30 protein-coding genes and 1 tRNA gene are annotated in these 21667 nt (G+C 32.9%); 13 read left to right on the forward strand and 18 right to left on the reverse strand.

Features of this window, described 5'->3' with window-relative positions:
• The first annotated feature begins 35 nt into the window (after window positions 1-35).
• A complete protein-coding gene (locus K5790_RS00575) occupies window positions 36-656 on the forward strand; it encodes a hypothetical protein (protein WP_297591778.1) in 621 nt (206 codons plus the stop codon).
• Window positions 656-1276 carry an HD domain-containing protein gene (locus K5790_RS00580; RefSeq protein ID WP_297591779.1) on the forward strand — a complete coding sequence of 207 codons (621 nt, stop codon included), beginning with the start codon at window positions 656-658 and terminating at the stop codon, window positions 1274-1276. The genes K5790_RS00575 and K5790_RS00580 overlap by 1 nt, the downstream gene beginning before the upstream one ends.
• Here K5790_RS00580 and K5790_RS00585 read toward each other — a convergent pair.
• From K5790_RS00585 to K5790_RS00600, 4 genes are read right to left on the reverse strand one after another with little or no spacing between them, the layout of a single operon-like run.
• Window positions 1273-1584 carry a hypothetical protein gene (locus tag K5790_RS00585; protein WP_297591780.1) on the reverse strand — a complete coding sequence of 104 codons (312 nt, stop codon included), beginning with the start codon at window positions 1582-1584 and terminating at the stop codon, window positions 1273-1275. The genes K5790_RS00580 and K5790_RS00585 overlap by 4 nt on opposite strands.
• Window positions 1581-2561, reverse strand: a complete 981-nt coding sequence (hemB, locus tag K5790_RS00590) for a porphobilinogen synthase (protein WP_297591781.1) — start codon at window positions 2559-2561, stop codon at window positions 1581-1583. The genes K5790_RS00585 and hemB overlap by 4 nt, the downstream gene beginning before the upstream one ends.
• A gap of 31 nt (window positions 2562-2592) precedes the next feature.
• Window positions 2593-3858, reverse strand: coding sequence for a glutamyl-tRNA reductase (gene hemA, locus K5790_RS00595; RefSeq protein ID WP_297591782.1), 1266 nt, complete (start codon window positions 3856-3858; stop codon window positions 2593-2595).
• Window positions 3855-4508: a bifunctional precorrin-2 dehydrogenase/sirohydrochlorin ferrochelatase gene (locus tag K5790_RS00600; RefSeq protein WP_297591783.1), complete on the reverse strand. Its 654-nt coding sequence runs from the start codon at window positions 4506-4508 to the stop codon at window positions 3855-3857. The genes hemA and K5790_RS00600 overlap by 4 nt, the downstream gene beginning before the upstream one ends.
• A 101-nt stretch (window positions 4509-4609) precedes the next feature.
• Here K5790_RS00600 and K5790_RS00605 point away from each other — a divergent pair, with 101 nt between their 5' ends.
• Entirely contained in the window at window positions 4610-5626 is a 1017-nt protein-coding gene (locus K5790_RS00605) for an Lrp/AsnC family transcriptional regulator (RefSeq protein ID WP_297592952.1), read from the forward strand.
• On the opposite strand, the gene K5790_RS00610 is transcribed toward K5790_RS00605, so the two are convergent.
• The 11 genes from K5790_RS00610 to K5790_RS00660 all read right to left on the reverse strand — a co-directional run bounded on the left by K5790_RS00610 (window position 5623) and on the right by K5790_RS00660 (window position 12245).
• The gene (locus K5790_RS00610; RefSeq protein ID WP_297591784.1) at window positions 5623-5961 is read right to left on the reverse strand and encodes a hypothetical protein; all 339 of its coding nucleotides are present in this window, start codon (window positions 5959-5961) and stop codon (window positions 5623-5625) included. The genes K5790_RS00605 and K5790_RS00610 overlap by 4 nt on opposite strands.
• Before the next feature lie 6 nt (window positions 5962-5967).
• Window positions 5968-6966 (reverse strand): aldo/keto reductase, encoded by a 999-nt coding sequence (locus tag K5790_RS00615; RefSeq protein ID WP_297591785.1) that lies wholly within the window; start codon window positions 6964-6966, stop codon window positions 5968-5970.
• Between the two features lie 101 nt (window positions 6967-7067).
• On the reverse strand, window positions 7068-7742 hold the full coding sequence (locus tag K5790_RS00620) for a chlorite dismutase family protein (protein ID WP_297591786.1): 675 nt from the start codon (window positions 7740-7742) through the stop codon (window positions 7068-7070).
• Window positions 7743-7788: 46 nt separating this feature from the next.
• The gene (locus K5790_RS00625; protein ID WP_297591787.1) at window positions 7789-8001 is read right to left on the reverse strand and encodes a DUF167 domain-containing protein; all 213 of its coding nucleotides are present in this window, start codon (window positions 7999-8001) and stop codon (window positions 7789-7791) included.
• Between the two features lie 29 nt (window positions 8002-8030).
• Window positions 8031-8801, reverse strand: coding sequence for a Fe-S cluster assembly ATPase SufC (sufC, locus tag K5790_RS00630; RefSeq protein ID WP_297591788.1), 771 nt, complete (start codon window positions 8799-8801; stop codon window positions 8031-8033).
• A gap of 92 nt (window positions 8802-8893) precedes the next feature.
• The gene (locus K5790_RS00635; protein WP_297591789.1) at window positions 8894-9850 is read right to left on the reverse strand and encodes a TFIIB-type zinc ribbon-containing protein; all 957 of its coding nucleotides are present in this window, start codon (window positions 9848-9850) and stop codon (window positions 8894-8896) included.
• The gene (locus K5790_RS00640; protein ID WP_297591790.1) at window positions 9847-10116 is read right to left on the reverse strand and encodes an H/ACA ribonucleoprotein complex subunit GAR1; all 270 of its coding nucleotides are present in this window, start codon (window positions 10114-10116) and stop codon (window positions 9847-9849) included. Before K5790_RS00640 ends, K5790_RS00635 begins: the two co-directional genes overlap by 4 nt.
• A gap of 74 nt (window positions 10117-10190) precedes the next feature.
• Window positions 10191-10490, reverse strand: coding sequence for a signal recognition particle subunit SRP19/SEC65 family protein (locus tag K5790_RS00645; RefSeq protein WP_297591791.1), 300 nt, complete (start codon window positions 10488-10490; stop codon window positions 10191-10193).
• Between the two features lies 1 nt (window position 10491).
• Window positions 10492-10875, reverse strand: coding sequence for a 30S ribosomal protein S8e (locus K5790_RS00650; RefSeq protein ID WP_297591792.1), 384 nt, complete (start codon window positions 10873-10875; stop codon window positions 10492-10494).
• A 63-nt stretch (window positions 10876-10938) separates the two neighbouring features.
• Window positions 10939-11514 (reverse strand): SMC-Scp complex subunit ScpB, encoded by a 576-nt coding sequence (locus tag K5790_RS00655; protein WP_297591793.1) that lies wholly within the window; start codon window positions 11512-11514, stop codon window positions 10939-10941.
• A gap of 53 nt (window positions 11515-11567) precedes the next feature.
• Window positions 11568-12245 (reverse strand): chromosome segregation protein ScpA, encoded by a 678-nt coding sequence (locus K5790_RS00660; RefSeq protein WP_297591794.1) that lies wholly within the window; start codon window positions 12243-12245, stop codon window positions 11568-11570.
• A 95-nt stretch (window positions 12246-12340) separates the two neighbouring features.
• Between K5790_RS00660 and K5790_RS00665 the strand changes: the two genes are divergently transcribed.
• Window positions 12341-13417: an alcohol dehydrogenase gene (locus tag K5790_RS00665; protein WP_297591795.1), complete on the forward strand. Its 1077-nt coding sequence runs from the start codon at window positions 12341-12343 to the stop codon at window positions 13415-13417.
• 47 nt (window positions 13418-13464) lie between these two features.
• On the forward strand, window positions 13465-14214 hold the full coding sequence (locus K5790_RS00670; RefSeq protein ID WP_297591796.1) for a response regulator: 750 nt from the start codon (window positions 13465-13467) through the stop codon (window positions 14212-14214).
• On the opposite strand, the gene K5790_RS00675 is transcribed toward K5790_RS00670, so the two are convergent.
• Both K5790_RS00675 and K5790_RS00680 read right to left on the reverse strand, forming a co-directional pair.
• The gene (locus K5790_RS00675) at window positions 14206-14706 is read right to left on the reverse strand and encodes an AsnC family transcriptional regulator (protein ID WP_297591797.1); all 501 of its coding nucleotides are present in this window, start codon (window positions 14704-14706) and stop codon (window positions 14206-14208) included. The two genes, K5790_RS00670 and K5790_RS00675, sit on opposite strands and share 9 nt — an antisense overlap.
• A 72-nt stretch (window positions 14707-14778) precedes the next feature.
• On the reverse strand, window positions 14779-15339 hold the full coding sequence (locus K5790_RS00680) for a YkgJ family cysteine cluster protein (RefSeq protein WP_297591798.1): 561 nt from the start codon (window positions 15337-15339) through the stop codon (window positions 14779-14781).
• Window positions 15340-15449: 110 nt separating this feature from the next.
• Here K5790_RS00680 and eif1A point away from each other — a divergent pair, with 110 nt between their 5' ends.
• Window positions 15450-15761, forward strand: a complete 312-nt coding sequence (gene eif1A / locus K5790_RS00685; protein WP_297591799.1) for a translation initiation factor eIF-1A — start codon at window positions 15450-15452, stop codon at window positions 15759-15761.
• 72 nt (window positions 15762-15833) lie between these two features.
• Window positions 15834-16025, forward strand: coding sequence for a cold-shock protein (locus K5790_RS00690; RefSeq protein WP_297591800.1), 192 nt, complete (start codon window positions 15834-15836; stop codon window positions 16023-16025).
• 87 nt (window positions 16026-16112) lie between these two features.
• Here K5790_RS00690 and K5790_RS00695 read toward each other — a convergent pair.
• Window positions 16113-16239 (reverse strand) — tRNA-Tyr (locus K5790_RS00695).
• Between the two features lie 109 nt (window positions 16240-16348).
• On the opposite strand from K5790_RS00695, the gene K5790_RS00700 reads away from it, so the two are divergent.
• From K5790_RS00700 to K5790_RS00725, 6 genes are all read left to right on the forward strand, one after another.
• Window positions 16349-16960, forward strand: a complete 612-nt coding sequence (locus K5790_RS00700) for a hypothetical protein (protein WP_297591801.1) — start codon at window positions 16349-16351, stop codon at window positions 16958-16960.
• A 121-nt stretch (window positions 16961-17081) separates the two neighbouring features.
• Window positions 17082-17492: a translation initiation factor IF-5A gene (locus K5790_RS00705; RefSeq protein WP_297591802.1), complete on the forward strand. Its 411-nt coding sequence runs from the start codon at window positions 17082-17084 to the stop codon at window positions 17490-17492.
• Between the two features lie 116 nt (window positions 17493-17608).
• On the forward strand, window positions 17609-18298 hold the full coding sequence (locus tag K5790_RS00710) for a diphthine--ammonia ligase (RefSeq protein WP_297591803.1): 690 nt from the start codon (window positions 17609-17611) through the stop codon (window positions 18296-18298).
• On the forward strand, window positions 18291-19616 hold the full coding sequence (locus K5790_RS00715) for a signal recognition particle receptor subunit alpha (protein ID WP_297591804.1): 1326 nt from the start codon (window positions 18291-18293) through the stop codon (window positions 19614-19616). Before K5790_RS00710 ends, K5790_RS00715 begins: the two co-directional genes overlap by 8 nt.
• Window positions 19617-19635: 19 nt before the next feature.
• The gene (locus K5790_RS00720) at window positions 19636-20778 is read left to right on the forward strand and encodes a tRNA pseudouridine(54/55) synthase Pus10 (RefSeq protein ID WP_297591805.1); all 1143 of its coding nucleotides are present in this window, start codon (window positions 19636-19638) and stop codon (window positions 20776-20778) included.
• Between the two features lie 179 nt (window positions 20779-20957).
• The gene (locus K5790_RS00725; RefSeq protein ID WP_297591806.1) at window positions 20958-21665 is read left to right on the forward strand and encodes a hypothetical protein; all 708 of its coding nucleotides are present in this window, start codon (window positions 20958-20960) and stop codon (window positions 21663-21665) included.
• Window positions 21666-21667: the final 2 nt, after the last annotated feature.

Genomic DNA, 21667 nt, shown 5'->3' on the forward strand with positions numbered 1-21667 from the left:
TTTAGAAGCAAAAAAAGTGGTATGATTTTAGAAATATGATTGATATTTTTGAATTATTTGCAGAATATTCGTATTTTGGAATTTTTCTAGTTCTAATTGGTATTAATGCATCCCCAATTCTGATGCCACCAAGCTGGATTGTTCTAACATCTTTTTACCTTCTAGATCCAACACTGAATGTAGTACTTCTTGCAATTGTTGGTGCAACTGGCGCAACAATTGGAAGGTATTTTCTCAAAAGAATTAGTGGATTGTTTAGAAAATTCGTCGGAGAAGAACAGAAATCTAATCTTGATATTATTGGCGATTATCTAAATCATAAAAAATATGGCTATGTAATCGCGTCTTTTCTCTTTGGCGCCACACCCCTTCCAAGTAACATGCTCTTTATTGCATATGGTTTGATGCGTGCAAAAAGCATCGGGATTTATGTTGGATTCTGGTTTGGACGTGTATTATCATATATTGTTATGATTTACTTTGGAAATGCTGTTTTACGTCCATTCTTTGAAATATTTGAAGATAGGTTAACTGGAATTTTATTGATCGATGGTGTTGGGATTGGTGTACTTGTAATATTTGCATCAATTAACTGGACTGTATTAATTACTGAGAAAAAAATTAAATTTGTAAAACCAAAAATTTGGAGATTCTAATGAAAGTTCTTGATTCCTTGAGAGAAGAAGTAAAGAAAAGAATGCAAAATGACTCTGCACATGATTTTGACCATATAATGAGAGTGTATAAAAATGCTCAAAAAATTTGCAAAAAAGAAAAGGCAAATGAAAAACTAGTTCTTAGTGCCGTATTACTACACGACATTATATCATACCCAAAATCCCATAAGCGCTCAAAAAATTCTTCTATTGAGAGCGCAAAAGAGTCTCAAAAAATTCTTAAAAAATATGATTTTACCCAAAATGAAATTAGCATTATTTCAGATGCTATTCGTGATCATAGTTTTTCGCAAAACAAAACTCCTAAAACTCTAGAAGGAAAAATTCTTCAAGATGCTGACCGACTAGATGCACTAGGTGCAATTGGCATTGCAAGAGTATTTGCTACTGGTGGCTCTTTAGGGAGGCCTTTTTACAATCCACGTGATCCTTTTTGCAATAAAAGAAATCCCGATGATAAAGTGTGGACTGTTGATCATTTTTTCCAGAAATTACTCAAACTAGAATTATTGATGAATACAAAATTTGGAAAAATTGAAGCAAAAAAGAGAACTAGGATTTTAAAAGAATATCTTAAACAACTAAAACAGGAACTCTAACCATAATCTACATATCTGTCGTATCTTTTTTCAACTTCTTTGTTGTTCCCAGATTGTATTTTTTTATATTCCTCGTTTTTTCTAAAATCAATGTATTTATGAATATCCTCAAATTCTTTCTCTTTTGGATATGAAATAAAGACAGGTTCAACCAGTTTGAAATATTCAAGGGTTTTCTCTCTATATTCTTCTCTAGTTGGTTTCTTGATTCCTTTCATTCTAAACCAAATTACTGCCCAACTAGAGCCTATCACATGTGGCAGTAGATCAAATGCTCTTTCTATCTCAAATCTTTCGTCGTTTCTCATGATTCCTGAAGAAATCTAGAAGCTGATTTTGCAAAATATGTGACAATCATGTCTGCACCTGCTCTCTTAATAGAGTAAAGAATCTCTTCAGTAATGTCTTTCTCATTGACATATCCTAACTGTGAAGCTGCCTTTACTAATGCATATTCTCCTGAAACGCTATAAGCAGAAACTGGAATGTTATACTTTCTTCTAGTCTCTGCAATCAAATCCAAATAAGACAATGCAGGCTTTATCATTACAATGTCTACTCCTTCGTTTATGTCTGCTTCTACTTCCATCATGGCTTCTCGTGCATTCGTATATGGGACCTGGTAAGTTTTTCTATCTCCAAATTTTGGTGCACATTCTGCTGCATCTCTAAATGGAGAATAAAAGTTTGAGCGATGCTTGGCTGAATGAGACATTATTGAAACATCTGTAAATCCTTCATCATCAAGTGCTTTCCTAATTGCTGCAACTTGACCATCCATCATTGCAGATGGTGATACAGTATCTACTCCTGCTTTAGCTTGACTAACTGCTATTTTTGATAATGTTTCAAGACTAGTGTCATTATCAATTTTATCTCCTTGAATTATTCCACAATGTCCAGTTGATGTAAATTGACAGAGACAAACATCTGCCATGATCACAATCTTATCGCCAAAATTTTTTCTAATCTGAGATATTGCTTTTTGAACAATTCCATTATCATCAAATGCCGATGAACCTGCTTCATCTTTTTGTGATGGAATACCAAAAAGCATTATTGCTGGAATTCCTAAATCACTAATTGTTCCCACTTCATCATTTATGTCATCTAAAGGTAATCTCTCAATTTCTGACATTGATTCGACTTTGACTCTTGTTTTTAGATCTTCTTGAACAAACACAGGACAAATGAAGTCTTTTGGTGAGAGTGTGGTCTGTTGAACTAACTCTCTCATTTTATTTGAAATTCTTAATCTTCGCAGTCTCTTAGTAGGAAATGACATGTTTGAATTTTCCTTTTGCTAAAATATAATCCTAGTCTGCCTTTTTCTGTTTTTTATAGTCAAATAATTTACCTGCAAGCTCCACAATATCTGGATTTCCTTGCTCCGAAGCTTTTCTAATGTTATTCATTGGGGTTGAAACAATGCTTTCAACAACTGCCTTTGTTAACTCTTCAATTATTTTGATTTTCTTTTCATCTTTTTCATCAAGCATTTGAAGTGCTTTTTGTAGTTCTTTTTCTCTAAGACTTTCTATGTTTTTGAATACGTCTTTTACAAGTGGTTCTGCTTCTAATCTTTTCATTGAGGCTTCTAATACAGATACTTCCTCGTTAATTATATTTTCAATGGATTTTACCTTGTTTAATCGAGCATTCATATTCTTTTCAACCATTTCAGCAATTTGATCCAGATTCATCAGTTTCACTCCTCCTATGGTTGCAACTTTTTCATCTACTGTTCTAGGATTTGATAGATCTAAAATCATCATTCCTTTCTTGTTATTGCTCATGGCTTTGGTTAATCTTTCATGTGTTACAAGAAAATATGGAGCTGTGGTTGCAACAAATAGTACATCATAGTTGTTAAACCCTGTTAGAACTTCTTCAAATTTAACTGGTCTTCCGCCCATTGTTTCACAAAACGTAATTGATCTTCCTATTGTCCTACTTGTTACATCAAAAGCATATCCTCGTCTTTGTAATGATTTTGCAACAAGAGTTGAAACTTCTCCTGTTCCAATCAGCAAAACTTTCTTTGTTTTTAATTCATCAATGTTTTCCTCTGCAAGCTTTACCGCCATAGAGCCAACTGAAATTCCGCCTTTTCCAATTCCGCTAGAATTTCTAATTCTTGTACCAATTCGAATTGCTTTATCAAATAATGTGTTGAGATGTTGGCCTGATGCCTTTGTCTTTCTAGCTGATGTAATTGAGTTTTTTATCTGTCCTAGTATTTGTTCTTCTCCAATAACCATTGAATCTAATCCCGATGTTAGTTTTAATAGATGATGAATTGCTTCTTGGTTTTCTTCAAACTCTACATTTTCATTAAATACTTCAACTTCTAATCCTGTAATTGAAGCCCAAGTTTTTTTGATTTTTTCAAGATCATATTGATGAGATTTTCCAAATAATTCTATTCTATTACATGTCTGAATAATTACACATTCATCAAGATCTGAATGATTGATGAATTGCTCATATGCATTTTCAATATCTTTGATTGTAAATTGTTCAAGAACATGGATTGGAGAGTTACGAAAAGTTACACGTGCATTAATGATATTTTGACTCATTTCCAGTTCCTCAATATTGTAATTGCTCGCTTTTCAGCTTTTTTCAGATTTCCGTCTTTTATTAATTGATCAATATCTTTGTCTGCTAAAACAGCATGTAGGTATTCTTTTCTTTCTAATTGAGTAGGAATTTGCTCTTTTGCTAGTTTTCTTGCGATCTTTTGAATCTTGATTTGAGAAAGATCTTCCTTTGTAATTATTTTTTTAAATATCTGCTCTGATTTTGTTTTTAGTTTTTTTGCCATTGCAGGACTTCGACCTCCAGTAAATATTGCAATTTGAATGATTTTCTCAAAATCTATTATAGCTGGATTTGAAAAATCACTCTCTTCAGGATTATCTGAACTGTAAACAATTATCTTTCTTTTTTTAGCAAAATTGATAATTTTAGAATTAAGTTTACTGTCATTTGTTGTAGTAATTATGATATCTGGATTTAATTTTGAAATAAGTGTAGTATCATTCATTTTCTTTTTTTCTAACTTTATCTTTTTTTTACTTCCAAGATTTTTGATTGTTGAGTTTACAGAATCACTAATTACTGTAATATTGCAATTTTGGTTTAACAATGAGTTGATTCTTTTTTGAGCCTCGTTTCCACCTCCGATTATTAGGATTTCTTTTCCATGGAGATTAAGATCAACTATCATCTATTCAATGCACTGGAGTTTCTATTTATGTATTAGATTGATGCGTAAATTCCTAGCTACATTTTTAATTGAATGGACAACTTTATGACATAATGACTAGTATGAATGAATTTGATAAAGAACTCTTAAATGAAATTCAATGGACTTTTCCACTAGTTACAAGACCCTTTGATGCCATTGCTAAAAAATTTGATACTACTCCAGAAATTGTAAAGCAGCACATGAAAAATCTAAAAGAGATGGGAGTTTTAAGACAACTAAGTGCAATTTTTGATACAAGGAAACTTGGATACACAAGTTCTCTTGTGGCAATGGAGATTGAACCTGATAAACTAGAGTATGTTGCTAATCAAATTAATCGTCATCCTGGTGTCAGTCATAATTATGAGCGTGATCATGAGTTTAATCTCTGGTTTACTTTAGCTGTTCCACCCGGCTCTGATTTGAAAGTAGAATTGGAAAAATTCAATGTTCTTAAAGGAATTAAAAAAGTAAGAATGCTTCCTACATTACAACTATTCAAGATTGGTGTCAAGCTAGACATGGTTGATGAAAAGAAACATGAAGTAGCGCCATCAGAGGCAAAAAAAGAAATTAAACATATTGAATTTGTTCCAACGGAACAAGACAAAGAGTTTATACGAGAATTACAAAAAGACATGGAAATAATTGATGAGCCTTTTGTAAAGGCTGCAAAAAATCTTGGAATTACTGAAGATAAGCTGTTTGAAAAAATGAAATATTATGAAGAGATTGGTGTGATGAGAAGATTTGCTGCAATTTTACGACACAGACAAGTTGGTTTTACTGCTAATGGTATGATCGTATGGAAAGTTCCTGAAGATAGAATTTCTCAAGTAGGAGAAACCTTGGGCTCTTTTCCACAAGTTAGTCACTGCTATGAAAGACCGACATATCCGGATTGGCCATACAATGTATTTTCCATGATCCACTGCAAAACACATGAAGAAGCAAATGAGATGGCAAAAACTATTCAGAATCAAATCCATGTTGATGATTATAGAATCTTGTTTAGTTCTCGCGAATTTAAAAAAACACGTGTTGAATATTTTGTAGAGAATTCATTTACTTTAGAAGAAACAGTTCAAGTATCTTAGATTTCATTCTCATCATGTCCAACGACATGTATTGTACAAAAATACTGATCGTTCATGTTACAATAGTATTGTGAAATATCTCCACATGTCTTACATGGTGGCTTTTCATCATGTTCGGATAGTTTTGAGTGAAAAATTTTACTCCTGTGTGTAATCTTTGAATCTTTGTAAATTCTAGTTAAATTCGAATAATATTCTAACTCTTCAGCATTTAATTCCTGCTCTTTTTTTAATTTCTTGATAATTTTTTCCCATTTGTTGTATTGGCCGATTTTGGCCAGTTTCATTCTCTCTATGATTTCTAGAGTTTTTTTTGCATCAAATGGATGTTTCATTTAGAATTAATTTGCTTGCGGAGTTGCCTTTAATTCATAGGATGGCCATGTGTCGTATAGCTCTTGAATCTCTTTCATATCTGATGCTGAAATATATTCTCCTTTTGTCATCTCTGCATAGTCCACAATCTCTTCTTCACTAACAACTGTTGGGAACACTGATGCAAAGCCTTTCTTTGACATAATAAATTTCATAGATAATTCTGCAATGTTTAATCCATTTCTCTGTGCAATTGGTTTTAGTTGCTCAACTTTTTGTAGTGACGCTTTAATCCATTCTCCTTTTCTAACTGATCTATGATCTTTTTCATCAATTTTTGTTTCTGCATTAACTTTACCTGTTAGGATGCCTGATGCTTCTGGAACTCTAACTAAGATCCCGACATTTTTCTCTTCTGCTTTTTTCATCAATTCATTTCCAGGAGTTTGCTCTAAAATATTATACACTGTTTGAACTGCACTAAGATTAGGCCTGTCCATTGCTTCAAGTCCCTCTTGTGTCCATCCAATTGCTGGACCTAATGCAACTTGATATGTTCTAATGGTTTCATCTTTGATAAAATCATCAAGAACATTGAAGATAGAATCATCACGAATATGTGATAGTTTTGGATTGTGTAGTCCATACATGTCAAGATGATCTGTTTGTAATCGCTCTAGACTGTTTTTTAATGCATTTCTAGTAAATGTCTCATCAAATTTTTGTGGGAGTTCGCTATGACCGATTTGTTCTACACTTTCAAAATCATAACCATATTTTGTTGAAATGACTATTTCATCTCTCATATCTTTGAAAACTTCACCGATTAATCTCTCGCTTTTTCCTTTACCGTACATGTCTCCTGTTTCAAAAAAGTTAATCCCTACATCGTATGCTTTTTTTAGCATTCGTTTTGCTTCGTCTTCTTCAATTTTCTTCCCCCACCAATCTAGTGCAATAGACCATGCACCAAATCCTATCTCTGATACCTTGATGTCTGATTTTCCTAGTTTATTGTAATGCATTTCGTTTCCTTTATTTTTTAAAATTCATCATTTATGTTTATCCAAGATTTGCAGATTTGAATCTAAATTATGTGAATAAACCTTGTAGTTTTTTTGAATTTCTAGCCTAGACTGGATATTAATGGAACAAGATCTTTTTTCACACACACAATCATTGGAACGTCATTTTTTACATATGTGGAAACTTGTGTTTCCCTCAAATCCATGATGAGATCCTGAAAATCTCTAATATTGTCCACCTCAAATGCAAGCATGAAATCTTCATCATGTATCCCAAAAGAGTATGTTGTGTTGAGAATGACTTGGGGGTATCTTTTGCTTACCTCAATATGCTCATCCATTATTTCTTGACGTTTCTCTTTTGGCAATAGGTACCATTCTCTAGTTTTAGTAAATGGATATACTATGACATGTTTTTTGGGTTCTATCCCCGTGACAAAACCATGGGATTTTTGTTCTTGAACATAAATTGATGGTCGTGTGCATGACAAATATGTCATTGAAGGATTGATATATTTTCCAAAAACTGTTTTGTATAATTTTTCTATCGCCACTTGAATCTCTTCAACTGATTTTGCAGCAAACCAAAACAAAAAATCAGTATCGTCTCTTAATCCTAAATTTGAATAAGATCTAAACATTATTCCTGAATTTTTTATTACGTTTTCAACTTCTTTTGCAGATTCTTCTTTTGCCAAATCTGCCATCCATCTCCATTTAGGATCCACTTTGAAAAATGAGAAATTAAAATAGTATTGTTCATATGATTCTGACATAATTTCCACAGACTTGAAACCCTATTTAAACAAAAAACTAAATTCTCTATTGTAGAATCTCGATAATCTTCTCAGTAGATTTATGGCCTTTTTTTATCTTAACCTGTGATGATGAAATTTGGAAATGTTTTGCAATTTTTTTAATTAATTCTTTATTTGCTTCCCCTTTGATTGGTTTTGAGCTTATTCCTATGTTGATATGATTATCCTTTATATCTAAAAATTCTTTGGTAAAATCAACACTAAGTGTGTAAATCAATAATTTTTAGGAAATTTTTCTGTTTAAATTTATGCTGTTTGCTCTAATACCCAGTCATATCCCTCTGCTTCTAATTTATCTGCAAGGGATGCATCTCCTGTTTTCAATACCTGTCCTCTGGCAAATACATGAACAAAGTCTAACTTGTCTAAGAATTTTAGAATTCTGGCATAGTGAGTAATTACAATAACTGTTGCATCTTTTCCAGATACTTTACTGATTGCTTGTGCTACTGCTTGGACTGCATCAATATCTAATCCTGAATCTGGTTCATCTAAAATTGAAATCTTTGGTTTTAGTACAGCCATTTGTAAAACTTCTGCTCGTTTCTTTTCTCCTCCTGAGAACCCTTCGTTAAGATATCTTGAAAGAAACTCTTCTTTTAATCCGACTTTTTCTAAATTCTCTTTTAGATATTTTTGAAATTCTCTTACTGTGATGAATACTTCTCTATTGTCTCCTCCTATTGCTTTACTCAATGAATTATATGCTGTTCTTAGAAAATGGGAAAATCCTACCCCTGAAACTTCTGTTGGATATTGAAAACCTAAGAACAGTCCTTTCTTTGCTCTCTCATCAGCTGATAATTCTAAAATACTCTCTCCATCTAATAAAATATCTCCCTTTGTAACTTCGTATTTTGGATGTGCAAGTAATGTATATGCTAATGTACTCTTTCCTGAACCATTTGGTCCCATGATGGCATGTACTTCTCCAGGTCCTGTCTTTAGATTGACTCCTTTGAGAATCTCTTTGCCTTCCCTAGAAACATGAAGATCTTTGATTTCTAAAACTGCCATGATAAAATTATTCTTCTTCTATATATAATGCCGACGAAATTTAGCTGATCCTAACGGAAATTTTTGATAATAAAATGAAAAGAGGGGGGGGGTTAAAATTTGGCCAGAGATGGTCTCAAAGTAATTTTGAGTTTGTAGCTTGTAAGAATCTCTTTACATCTATTTCTGATAGTGACTTCTGTAACTCCTGCGATGCTTGAAACGTCTCTTTGAAGGACGTTTTGTCCAAGTAGAACTGAGGCTACATACAGATATGCTGCTGCAATTCCATTTGGTGCTTTTCCATCTGCAATGTTACTTTCTTTAGTTTTTTCTGCAATTTCTAAGGCTAGTCTTTCAACTCTGACCTCAGTTTGTGTCATGTTTGCTATCTTTGAGATGTATTTGTCCATGGTTACAACTGGGGCAGTTAATTGTCCCATTTCCATTACCATGGTTCTATAATATCTAGCTGCAAGTTTTGTTTTTGATTTTACGTCTTTTGGTGGACAAATTCCTCTACAAATTTCTTCAAGGGATCTTACAACTGAACATTGTTTGCATGCCATGTAAATTGTAGCTGCCGTAATACTGACAACTGATTTTCCTTTTACATCTACATATCCATCCAAGTTTCTGTAAATCATTGAAGCTGTTTCTAAGACGTTCTTTGAAAGGCTAAGATCATTGCATGTTTCACCCATCTTTGATAAAACATTTGCAAGTCGTCTCTCTCTTGGAGAGGCAACTCTGACTCTTTGTTGCCATTTTCTTAGATTGTGCATTTGATTTGCAACTTCATGATTGATTGTTTTTCCGCTAAAGTCTTTTGTACTGATTGAAATCTCTGTTGTTATTCCCAAATCATGTTGAGAATAAGTTGTTTGTCCTGTTGCTCTTGCTAACTTCATCTTGTCTTCGAGATTTGAGCTAATTGTTTCTGGACCACTGTCTGCAATCTGGTCAGCAACTACTACACCGCAACCAGAGCAGATTATTTCACCATTCTGCATGTCATCAACTAATGATGATTGACATTCAGGACAGCTTTGGGGTTCAAGTATGTTCATTTTTTTCGTCTCCTAAATTTTTTCTTTGAATTGTCAGGGGAATATTCAGCGGCAAATACACTTTTGCCAATGTATTTTTTGATGCTATTTGTTAACGGCGTTGCTGATGCAAATGGTCTTTTTACTGGACCTATCAATTCCATTACTTTTGCAACTCTAGTACCTTTTTCGTCACAGAGTATTTGTCCTTCAACTAGTTCTTTAGATAGTTGAATGATTACCCTGCCGCTACCGGCTAGGTGCATTATTTCGCCTACCTCCTGCAATTAAAAATTATAATTATCATATTCTTATCATAGACTTCTGTCAACTTTACTTTAGCTAAGAGCTAGAATTGATTTTATTTTGATTGTTTGGTTCTTCTTGCTACCAGTTTTTCTGAAATTTTGTTAAGAATAGTTGTCTTAGAGGATCCTTTTGGTAAAATCACATACCCTGATCTTACAAATGGTCTTCTTGGAAATCTAACTTTATCATCTGATTCTTTAATTTCAAATCCTGCATCTTTTGTGGCATCCATTAATTCTTTTAATGAGGGATCAAACACACATTTGTTTAACCCAACTCTTCTGCCTTTTGATTTTTTTAAATTCTTATTAAAATAATCCAACCAGACTACGACATGCTCGTAATCTTTCATTTTATTCCTTTAGTAAAATTGCGTTTGCTATTCCGTTTTGTCCTGGTCTAGAAACTACTTTGCATTTTCCTTCTTGTGTTTCTAGTATTGCACCTTTTGTAATGATGCCTCTTCTTTGATAATCATTATTTGTAGCATTTTCTAAAACTTTGATTATTTTTGTTTTCTTTACTTTAGCATTACCTGTTGCAAGATTAACAAAATCAATTGACTTTAATGCCGTTTTACTATTTTTTCCACGAACTCTTCTTGTTACAGTTACTTGAGCTGCATTTACAGCTTCATTTGGATACCTATCAGTTTCATATTTTCTTCTAATTCTTAATGGATGTCTTCTTCCTCCAGTTATTTTACTGGTTGCTAAATTCTCTACTGATTTTCTCACGAAATTATCACTAAATTACTCTAATTTATACAAAACGCAAAAAATTAGCCTTAAACCAATAACTTAGTTTAGTTCTGAAACCATTTGTGGGGTAGGAGTTTGTCTCATACTGGCCGTTTTTCTAACTTTGGAAAATAGTCTTTGTTTTAGATCTTCTACATCTCCTTGAATTCCAAAATATTTTTGGAACTTTTCAGTTGTTGTGTAAATTTTCATTCTTCCGACATTTTGGTGATTGATAAAATCTAACTGTCTTAATTCTTTAAGATGTGCATAAACTCCAGATCCTCTTGTTTCTACAAGTTGTTTTGATGAAATTGGTTGCATGTATGCAATGTATGATAATGTCTTTAGTGTGGCATTTGGTAAAATTGGCTTTGATGCATATCTTTTCACAGTTGCGCTATATTCTGGTTTTAACTGCATAACATAGGAGCCATCTGGAAGAATTACTACTTCAAGTGCTTTGAATACTGACTTTGTTTTTTTCATTATACTGTTGAGTAAATCAAGAGTTTTTGTTCTTGATTCTGTGCCTGAGGCTCGAATAATATCTTCTATTTTTAATGGCCTACCTGCTGAATACAGTGCAGCCTCTATCCTTGCTGTTGCCTCATCAAGATTTTCTATTTTTGCCAATTACTATCTCTTTTTCTGAAATATAGTTAAAGAAACCCTTTGTTCATTTTTGATCAATTTGTTAACTCTTCTTTTATTGCAATAATTTTGATGTCGTCTCCTGCTTGTTCTAAATCTACTTTTTGATCCCTTGCCAAAAATAGTACCGCAAAAAAGCATCTAATAGAATCAATCTCATCAAGATCTACGATGATGTCCTGTAGTAGTCCAAATCCTGCATCTTTAATTTTTTTCATTATCAAATCCTCATATTTTCCAATAATGCTCTCAAGTGAGATAAAATAATCTTTGAAATCTGGAGCTTCTATTGGTTCGATATCTAACTGTCTGTTTCTTCTTAACTGAGGATTTGCAATTGTTCCAATTAGATTTTGTAACAATCCCAATAAATCATCTAATGATACAGGGTATGTTGATTCATGTCTGTATGGAAAATCAATTAATTCAATATCTACATCTGTTCTTTGGTGCATTGGTTTTTTCTCCATTGCAGCTCTTTGTAATGCAAAAATACTCTCAACTTTCATTCTATAAATTAAAGATGATGAGAGAGCTGCCATTCCGGCAACTTTGAGATCTTTTTTGCCTGATTTTTCGAGAATTTTTATTAATAAATTCAAAATTTGAATAAGATCAATTTCCCAAACATCTTTTTTTGCAACAGATGTAGGACTAAATAGAATATTTACTGGTTCTTGAGAAATACTATTTGGTGTTTCTGCTTCACTCACATAACAATTTCATTCCTATTCAATAATATCTTAGGGCTCTACTTTTTTCTCACATCCAGTCAACTCTTATATTGTTCAGGCAAAAAATTACCTTGATGAAATCTGCTAGAATTACTGGTCCAAATGAGCCTCTAGCAGTATCTGAATCTGAGACCCCTAAACCACAAGGAAACCAAGTTTTAGTCAAAGTAAAATCTGTAGGTGTCTGTCATAGTGATTTGCATTTGTGGGAAGGTGGATATGATTTGGGTGATGGTCAATTCATGAAAGTAACTGATAGAGGAGTAAAGTATCCTGTAACCCCTGGTCATGAAATTGTTGGCACTGTTGAGGAAATAGGAGATACAGTATCTGGAATACAAACCGGGGATGAAGTTCTAGTTTTTCCATGGATTGGTTGTGGTGAATGTCCTGCATGCAAAGTAGGTAATGAAAATCTATGTGATACTCCAAAATCAATGGGTGTTTTTCAAGATGGTGGTTATTCTGATTATGCTTTAATTCCAAATTTTAAGTACTTAGCAAAACTTGATGGTGTAAATCCTGATGCTGCTACATCATTAGCTTGTTCAGGACTTACTGCATATAATGCTGTTAAAAAAGCAAATTCCAATTCTCCTGAATTTTTACTAATTATTGGTGCTGGTGGTTTGGGGTTGATGGCAATTCAAATTGCCAAAGCAATCACTAAAGCCAAAATTATTTGCATTGATAATGACGATAAAAAATTTGATACTGCCAAAAAGATGGGCGCAGATTTTGTAGTAAACACCAACGTGGTTGGCTCTTTATCTTCTGGTGGAGGTAGTCCAATACAAAAAATAATTTCAATTTGTAATGGCAAAGGTCCTGACAGTGTAATTGATTTTGTAAATGCCCCTCAAACTGTTAAAGTGGCACTTGGTGTTTTACGTAAACGAGGAAATCTTATTCTTGTAGGATTATTTGGTGGATCATTGGAAATTTCTCTAGTATCGATTCCACTCAAATCTATTGTGATTCAAGGTGCATATACTGGAAATTACACTGATATGGTTGAACTACTTGATTTAGCAAGAAAGGGAGTTATCAATCCCGTAATATCCAAGCGATATTCTCTTGAGCAAGCAAACAATGCTTTAGAGGATCTTAAAGCACGAAAAATTATTGGCCGTGCAGTAATTAATCCATAACTTTGCTACTACAAAATGTTATAAAATCAAAACAATTGTAATCACTCATGGATGCAAAAACTACTTGTGAAATTGCACTTACTCATCTAAAGAATAAACAATTCATTACTGCTCATAATTTACTAATCAATCAAGCAGAATCTATGAAAAAAACTGAATTACTAAAATCTGCCCTACTTTACATGCTAGCATCTGAATGCAAATCACGACAAGGCAAAGTATCCCAAAATGAAATTAAAGAAGCAAGTGAGTTGTTTTTGAAATATTCAAATTCAAAGAATGCATCCAATGTAAAAGGTGCATTGCTTTGTGCATCAAAATGTTTGTTGACTCTAGGTGAATTTGATAAGGCAAAAGATGCTTACCAAAAAGCCAAATCTATTATCTCAGAAAATATTCAGATTGCAAGACCTATTGTGATTATTGATGATAGTGCTGCAATTGCAATGAAGCTCAAAAATTATGCTGAAAAATTAGGGTACTCTGAAATTCTAGTCTTTGAAAATGGAAAAGATGGGTTAAAGGGATGTAAAAAATTATTTTCTGAAAATAAAGAACCTGTTGTTTTACTAGATATGGGATTGCCTGACCTTGATGGTGATGTTGTTGCTACAAAATTACTAAAGGATAAAGTAAACCTGCAAATCATAGTAATTACTGCTGATGAGAAATCAACATCACGTGTAAATAAAACTATCAGTACTGGTGTTTCTGCATTTATACAAAAACCATTTACACTAGATGAGGTTAAAAAAGCAATTGATATTGCTGAATCAGAATATTCTCTCTTACAATAATAATAATGACATGTTGAGAATATTTACATCTCTTATGTCGATTTCATTAATTCTATAATCGATTAGTTCTTCAGAAAATTTCTCAACAATTTTTTGTGCTGTGTTTGCTTTTTCTGAATTTATCTGAATGATTGATAACATATTCCATTCGCCTTCCATACTTGCAATTAGTACATAATTATCTAGTTTTTTTATAAATTCTTTAATTGAGTCTTTTACAGCCTCTATTGATTTTGATGGCTTTATCTTCATCAAAACAATTTGATATGTGTTAATCCCTGAGACATCAGTTAAGACTGCCTTGTATCCTTTGATAATTCCGCTTTTTTCTAAACGTTCAATTCTTTTTCTAATGGTTCTATCTGAAACATCGTGACCTGATTTTTTTAATTCTAATGCAATTTCTTTTGATGGGGTCCTGGCATTGTTGTTTAGAATTTCTATGATTTTTTGATCAACCTTATCTAAATTCGACCAGGCATCCTCACTCATACTCTGTCAATATTGTAATGCCTTTTGAATTTTTGGATGGTATTATGCTGACAATCAATATTTGTAAATTACCTATTCTAAGAACCAACCTGATTCAATTTCAGATTGATCCTCTTTTTCTCCAATACCCGTTGCATATCTCCAAATAACTTTTGCATCTGTATTCATAGTCTCTTTTATTTTTAACAATGATTCTGTTTCTGATGTTAAATTCTGATCTGCATTCCCACAATCTTGGCAAAACTTGCATTTTTTATCTAGAGTGATAGGTTGTGACTCAATTAATGGATAAGCACCACATGCAAGTGGTCTTTGATTGTAAATCTTACAAGGAAATCCTCCATGTGGTGATTTTTCTTCACTCTCTTTATCTAAAAATGGGCAAGTATTCCCATTATCTTCTATCCCCATTAACTGATACGCCAAAATTTTTGTAGGCAACTCATTTGGATCGTTAGAAATTCCAATTCTTGGCAAAATTTGAATTTTCAAATTTTTAGATAGTGCTAATTTTTCAATTATTTCTTTTTCTTTAGGTAATATGAGTACTCCTATTTTTCCAAACTTTTTACTGGGATAGTACTCTCTTTCAATGCAGCACTGTGAGCAATCCTCCACACAATGAAATTCCATTGTTATAATTTTGATCTAATAGATAAAATCCCTTGCGGATTTTGATAAATTCTTGATCTAAATCTACCAAAAACCCTACCAGTTATATGCTCATTATGATAAATTACATCATGGGAAAGCGCCAAGTAAAAAATGAAAGTGCTCTAAAAGAGATTAGACTACCTGAAGAAGGAGAGCTCTTTGGTAGAGTTTTGAAAATGCTTGGAGGAGAAAATGTTATGATAAAATGCACTGATGGAATTACTAGACGTGGAAGAATAAGAGGAAAACTGAAGAGACGCGTTTGGATTAGAGATAATGATATTGTAATTATTGCGCCTTGGGATTTCAAAGAAGATGAAAGAGGCGATATAGTTTGGAGATTTACTCTTCCTCAAGTTGAGTGGCTAAAGGAAAATAATCACATTCCAAAAGATTTCTAATCTTTTTTTGCTTTTTACTTTATTACTATTTGATGACTTAGTTAATATAGCGAATCCGTTTTGCAAAAGTAAATGGAACAAGGTACCGTAAAATGGTTTAACCGTACTAAGGGCTTTGGTTTTATCGAAAGAGAATCTGGTGAAGATCTATTTGTTCACAAATCAGATGTTGACGGATTCATCAATGAAGGCGATAAAGTCGAGTTCGAAGTGGGCGAAGGTAAAAAAGGACCTGCAGCTCAAAAAGTCAAGAAATCAGCATAGGCATAGTTTTTTAATTTAAGACTTCATCTTTGTTTTCTTAAATCAGTCTATCTTTTTATTATTTTTACAAATTATTAGAAAGGATTGTGGTCCCAAGCGAAGGAATTGAACCTTCGACAACCCGGTTTCTGTATGCCTGATATGCTGTTTTTCGGTCAGCCATCTAAAGCCAACAACTACAGCCGGAAGCTCTACCAGGCTGAGCTAGCTTGGGACAAGAAAACCGAAGTTATCTGCTATTAAAAAACTATCGTAGGTAATTTTTTCCTGATGATCGTCCGATCTCTATATGCATAAATACCCTGTTTCGTTTTTTATGATCTGTGTCTAAACTAGAATTATCCTACTTTGGTTATGTGTGTGCACCATACTTGCATACCCATGAATCTGTTGAACTAAAAGAATCTTGGATGAATTCTAAAAACATTGAAAAATTATATTTTGTAACCGGAACATTTTCTTCTGAAAGCAAACCCTACTTTTCTGATTCTACTAATCATTATCTATTAGCTAAATTCAAAGACAGTGAAATTATCTCCAAAGATCTAACTGAACATAATCAAGACAAGACCTCATTTGTTTTCAATATCAAAGATGATTTATTCCAAAGAGAGGTTCAAGGAGAGACCAACTTTGTATCTGTGTATTATTTAGAATATGGAGAAGATGCTGAAGACTTGGAAGAAGTAGCAAATCTATTACTTAAACGAGACAAAATTGAGAAAGCAGGACTAGGAAATATGAAAACATATTGTACAACTCCTTCAAAATTTACATTCCCTTATTCTGAAAATGTGGTGGTAATTGAGGTGGCCAGTGAGAAAAGCCATCAAAGTGTCAAAAAATACTGTGAGCAGACAAGACGTGATGTGAATAGAAAGGGGCTAACAATGACTAATTTAATGAGTCTTTCACTTCTTGATCAATTAAAATAGAAAAATTTGACTTGTTTTCTTGATGAAATCATATCTTATTGAATCATCATTATTTCAAAAATATTTAGAGTTTCAATGATTTTTGAGTAAAGTTAAATATTCGTGCAAAAACTGTTTTTTCATGAGCAAACCATCAGATCTTGGATCATTAAAGATAGGATCATACATTCTATTGCCACACTCTGATCAACCAAGTGGCGAACCATGCAGAATCGTTGAATATGATACATCAAAACCTGGAAAACACGGCGCTGCAAAAGCAAGAATTGTTGGTGAAGGTGTTTTTGATGGACAAAAAAGACCTCTTGTAGGTCCTGTCAGTATGCAAGTTCACATTCCGTTAATTAACAAAAAAGTAGGTCAAATCATATCAATTAATGGTGACACTGTTCAAGTAATGGACTCTGAAACCTTTGAAACAATAGATGTAGTTCTAATTGATGATGAGGTAAAAGGAAAATTAGAAAATGGCCAAAATGTAGAATATTGGGTTGTTATGGATAAAACTAAAATCATGCGCATTAAGAACTAGTGCGGATGCTGATGATGAGCGGAAAAGCCGTCTGAATGTTGATGAGGATTATGAGTAATGAAGCATCCTTTTTCAACAAATCTTACAAGTTTGTTGAATTGAATATTTTTTAGATTATGAAATTAGCATCTCTGTTTTCCGGTGGAAAGGATAGTACTTTTGCAATATATTTAGCAGAAAAACAAGGACATGAGATTTCTTGTCTTCTTAGTGTATTTCCAAAGTCTGATGAAAGTCATCTATTACATTATCCGAATTTGAAATGGACTAAACTACAATCAGAATCCATGAAAATTCCACAATTAATTGCAGAATCTAATTCTGATGAGACTGATAATGAATTATTTCAATTAGAGAAATTGCTGCAAAATGCAAAAGAGCAATTTGGCATTGAAGGATTAGTTCATGGGGGTATCAAAAGTAAATTTCAATACGAGAAATTTGAATCCCTATGTTCAAAGTTACATTTGACTGCAATAACTCCATTGTGGAATTTAGAACCAATTCAATACATGAATGATTTAGTTGATTCAAACTTTGAATTTATACTGACAACTGTAACTTCAGATGGTCTTGATGATTCATGGCTTGGTAAAGTAATTACAAAAAATGATATAGAAATTTTACAAAAACATTCTGAAAAATATGGATTTAATTTAAATTTTGAAGGTGGAGAAGCTGAGACATTTGTAATTAACTGTCCTATGTTTTTACATTCAATCAAAATTAAAGAATTTAAAAAAACATGGGATGGATATAGAGGAAGGTTTGAAATAGTGGATGCGGGGTTAGATTTCCATGCTTGATGGACTCAAAAATAGCCTCAGTGATGCAATCAAAAAAATTGTAAAATCCTCGGGGATTGATGAGGAACTAATCAAAGAACTGTCTAAAGATGTTCAGAGAGCACTACTTCAATCCGACGTTAATGTACGCCTAGTTTTAGAAATTACAAAGCATCTTGAGGAGCGAGCAATTAATGAAACTCCTCCACCAGGGTTATCGCGAAAAGATCATATCGTGAAAATTCTTTACGATGAACTCTCAAAATTACTTGGAAATGAGTCTGATTTTGATTTCAAACCTGGAAAACAAAATAAAATAATCTTGCTTGGTATTCAGGGAAGTGGTAAAACAACTGTTGCATCCAAACTTGCAAAGTTTCTAACACGACAAGGATACAAAGTTGGAGTTATAGGTGCTGATACCTACCGACCAGGGGCCTTGGTTCAGCTAAAGACTATGTGTGAAAAATCAGGTGTTGAAGTTTTTGGTGAGGAAAACAACAAAGATTCTCCAAGTATTGTAAAAAATGGTTTAAAATATTTTGCAGAACAACCTCTTGATGTAATTCTAATTGACACCGCAGGTCGTCATAAAGAGGAAAAAGATCTTCTTGAAGAAATGGATAGAATCAACAAAGTTGCAGATCCTGATTTGGCATTACTTGTAATTGATGGAACAATTGGACAACAATGCTTCAATCAAGCAGAGGCATTTCATAAAACTATTCCAGTCGGTGGAGTAATTATTACAAAACTAGATAGTTCTGCAAAAGGAGGTGGAGCACTTGCTGCATCAGCTGCTACTGGTGCACAAATAATGTACATTGGTACTGGTGAAAGAATTGATGATTTAGAAAAATTCTCCCCAACAAGATTTGTTGGACGTTTACTTGGAATGGGTGATATTCAGGCTGTCTTGGATTTGGCAAAACGTCTTGAAGAAGAAGGAGACGATGTCCGAATGAAAAGAATCTCTAGTGGGAAAATGAATATGGATGATTTCTTTTACCAATTAGAAGAAGTCACAAAAGTAGGTTCACTTCAAGGAATTCTAGAGAGTATGCCGGGCTTGTCTGGTATGGTAAAAGATGATCAGCTAAATCAAATGGAAGGTAGAGTTTCCAAATGGAGGTACATTATTCAAAGTATGACAAAAGCTGAAAAAGCAGATCCTGATTTACTAAATTCCTCTAGAATCAAAAGAATATCACGAGGCTCTGGATGGCCAGAAGGTGAAGTCAAAGAACTGATCAAAAATTACAAAAACTCTAAGAACATGATGAAGGCATCCAAAGGCCGCCAAATGCAAGGTACCCTTAGAAGAATGGGATTAGGTTAGTTATCTCAATTTTTCTACCATGTCTACACATCAAAAAATACTTCCTATTGCAAATCAAATCTTAAAAAAACATGAACTCTGTGATAATTGCCTTGGAAGATTATTTTCTAAAAAACTACATCTGTCTTCAAATAAACTACTAGGAAAAAAATTACAAAAAAATTCAAATTCAAAACATTCATGCTATATTTGTAAAAATATCTTCAATGACCTTGAATATTTTTTGAAATTAATGATTGATACATCTTCATCATATTCATTTAAGACGTTTAGTGTTGGAGCAATGATAAAACCTTCAATTATTGATAGGGATGATTATATTCGATCTAAATTCAAACTAAGAGGAATTGATGGAATAAAAACTGACATTACAAAAGAATTAGCAAAATTATACACTAGAAAAACGAAAAAAACTCTTGATACCGTGGATTCAGATGTAACATTTACTGTAAATATCAAAGATGGCACTTGTGATCTTAGAGCAAAATCTATCGTATTTTATGGAAGATATGTAAAATTAACTAGAGATCTTCCTCAAAAGCAAAAGCCATGTGAAAATTGTCAAGGAAAAGGATGTCGACTATGTAATTTTCATGGTATTTCAGAATTTCAAAGCATTGAAGGAATTATTTCAAAATTTCTTTTTGAGAAAATTGGAGGAAGTACTGCAAAATTTACTTGGATTGGAGGTGAAGATAAAACTAGCCTAGTTTTAGGCAAGGGAAGGCCATTTTTTGTAAAAATTCAAAATCCAAATAAACGTAAAATGAGATCTACATCTTTTAAATCTGAATCAGTAAAAATCACTAATCTCAAAATTGTTAATAATTCCCCCAAACATCCTCTTAAATTCAAATCAACAATAGAAATAAAGATCTTAGCAAATTCTGAAATTAACTCTAATGAAATCCTAAAATTAAAGCATCTAACAAAACAACCAATAGTTGTTTATGAAAAATCTGGAAAGCGCTCAGAGAAAAATATCTTTTCCATAAAATACAAAAAAAACTCAACAATTAGTTTTACTCTAATTATCAAAACTGATGGTGGTCTTCCTGTTAAGCGATTTGTCACAGGTGATGATGTGACTCCTAGTATTTCTAAAATACTCAATAACACCTGTAACTGCCAAAAATTTGATTTTCTTGACATTGATGTATAATGATAACAATTAACTAGCGCAAATTCTCGTAAAAAAGCATGCCAGTAAGAAAAAAAGGTAAACATCAAAGACATGCTGATCAAAGAGCAAATACACGCAAAAGAAAGAAGGCAAAGTCTGGAAAACCAAGATCCTGATTAAATCAACCTTTTTACATTCAAAATTATCGAGGGGATACAATGGATCCGTTAGTTCGCTTAAGAGATGCACATTCCAAGGGAATAATTCCTGATGATGTCTATGATCTTACTATAAAGCGATTCCCCATTACTGTTGAGGGGATTAATAGAATCGAAAAAGCTTCAGGAATTCGTTATCCTGTAGCATATGTTGAACCATCGCTTATTCTAACTGCTCCAAGCTCAAACTCTTATCAATTTGGAATTTTATTTGCAAGAACAATTCCTGTTATGTTTGAAGAAAAATTTCAAGTTGTTATTCAGATTTCAGCCCCCCTTGTTGCCTATGGGTTAAAGGGTACAATTCATGCTATTTTGGCTCATGAATTTCTTCATTTTCTAGAATTGATGAGAAAAATCTCAAAGATGGAATTACTTTCTGATGAAATTTCTGGGAATTTATTTGAGAATGTTTATAGTGATGAGACAAGATTGTTTGAACCAAGAGTTGTCTTTAAAGATAGAACATTACTAAATCATATTACAAAAAAATTTCCTTCAGGATTTCGTGATTACAAACTAGAAGATAAGGTTATGAAATTTTGGGCAGATAGAAATCTTCCAAAAGCAAACATTTCTTTAGATGAAAATACTGTAAAATTATCTGCAGAATCCTTATCTAAAATTAAACTTGATCCTGCATTTATCTCAAAAATAAATTCACTAGAAGAAAAAAGTTCTAAAATTCGCAAAAAACGATTATATTGAAT

The organism is Nitrosopumilus sp. (assembly GCF_025698945.1).
Taxonomy (GTDB): domain Archaea; phylum Thermoproteota; class Nitrososphaeria; order Nitrososphaerales; family Nitrosopumilaceae; genus Nitrosopumilus.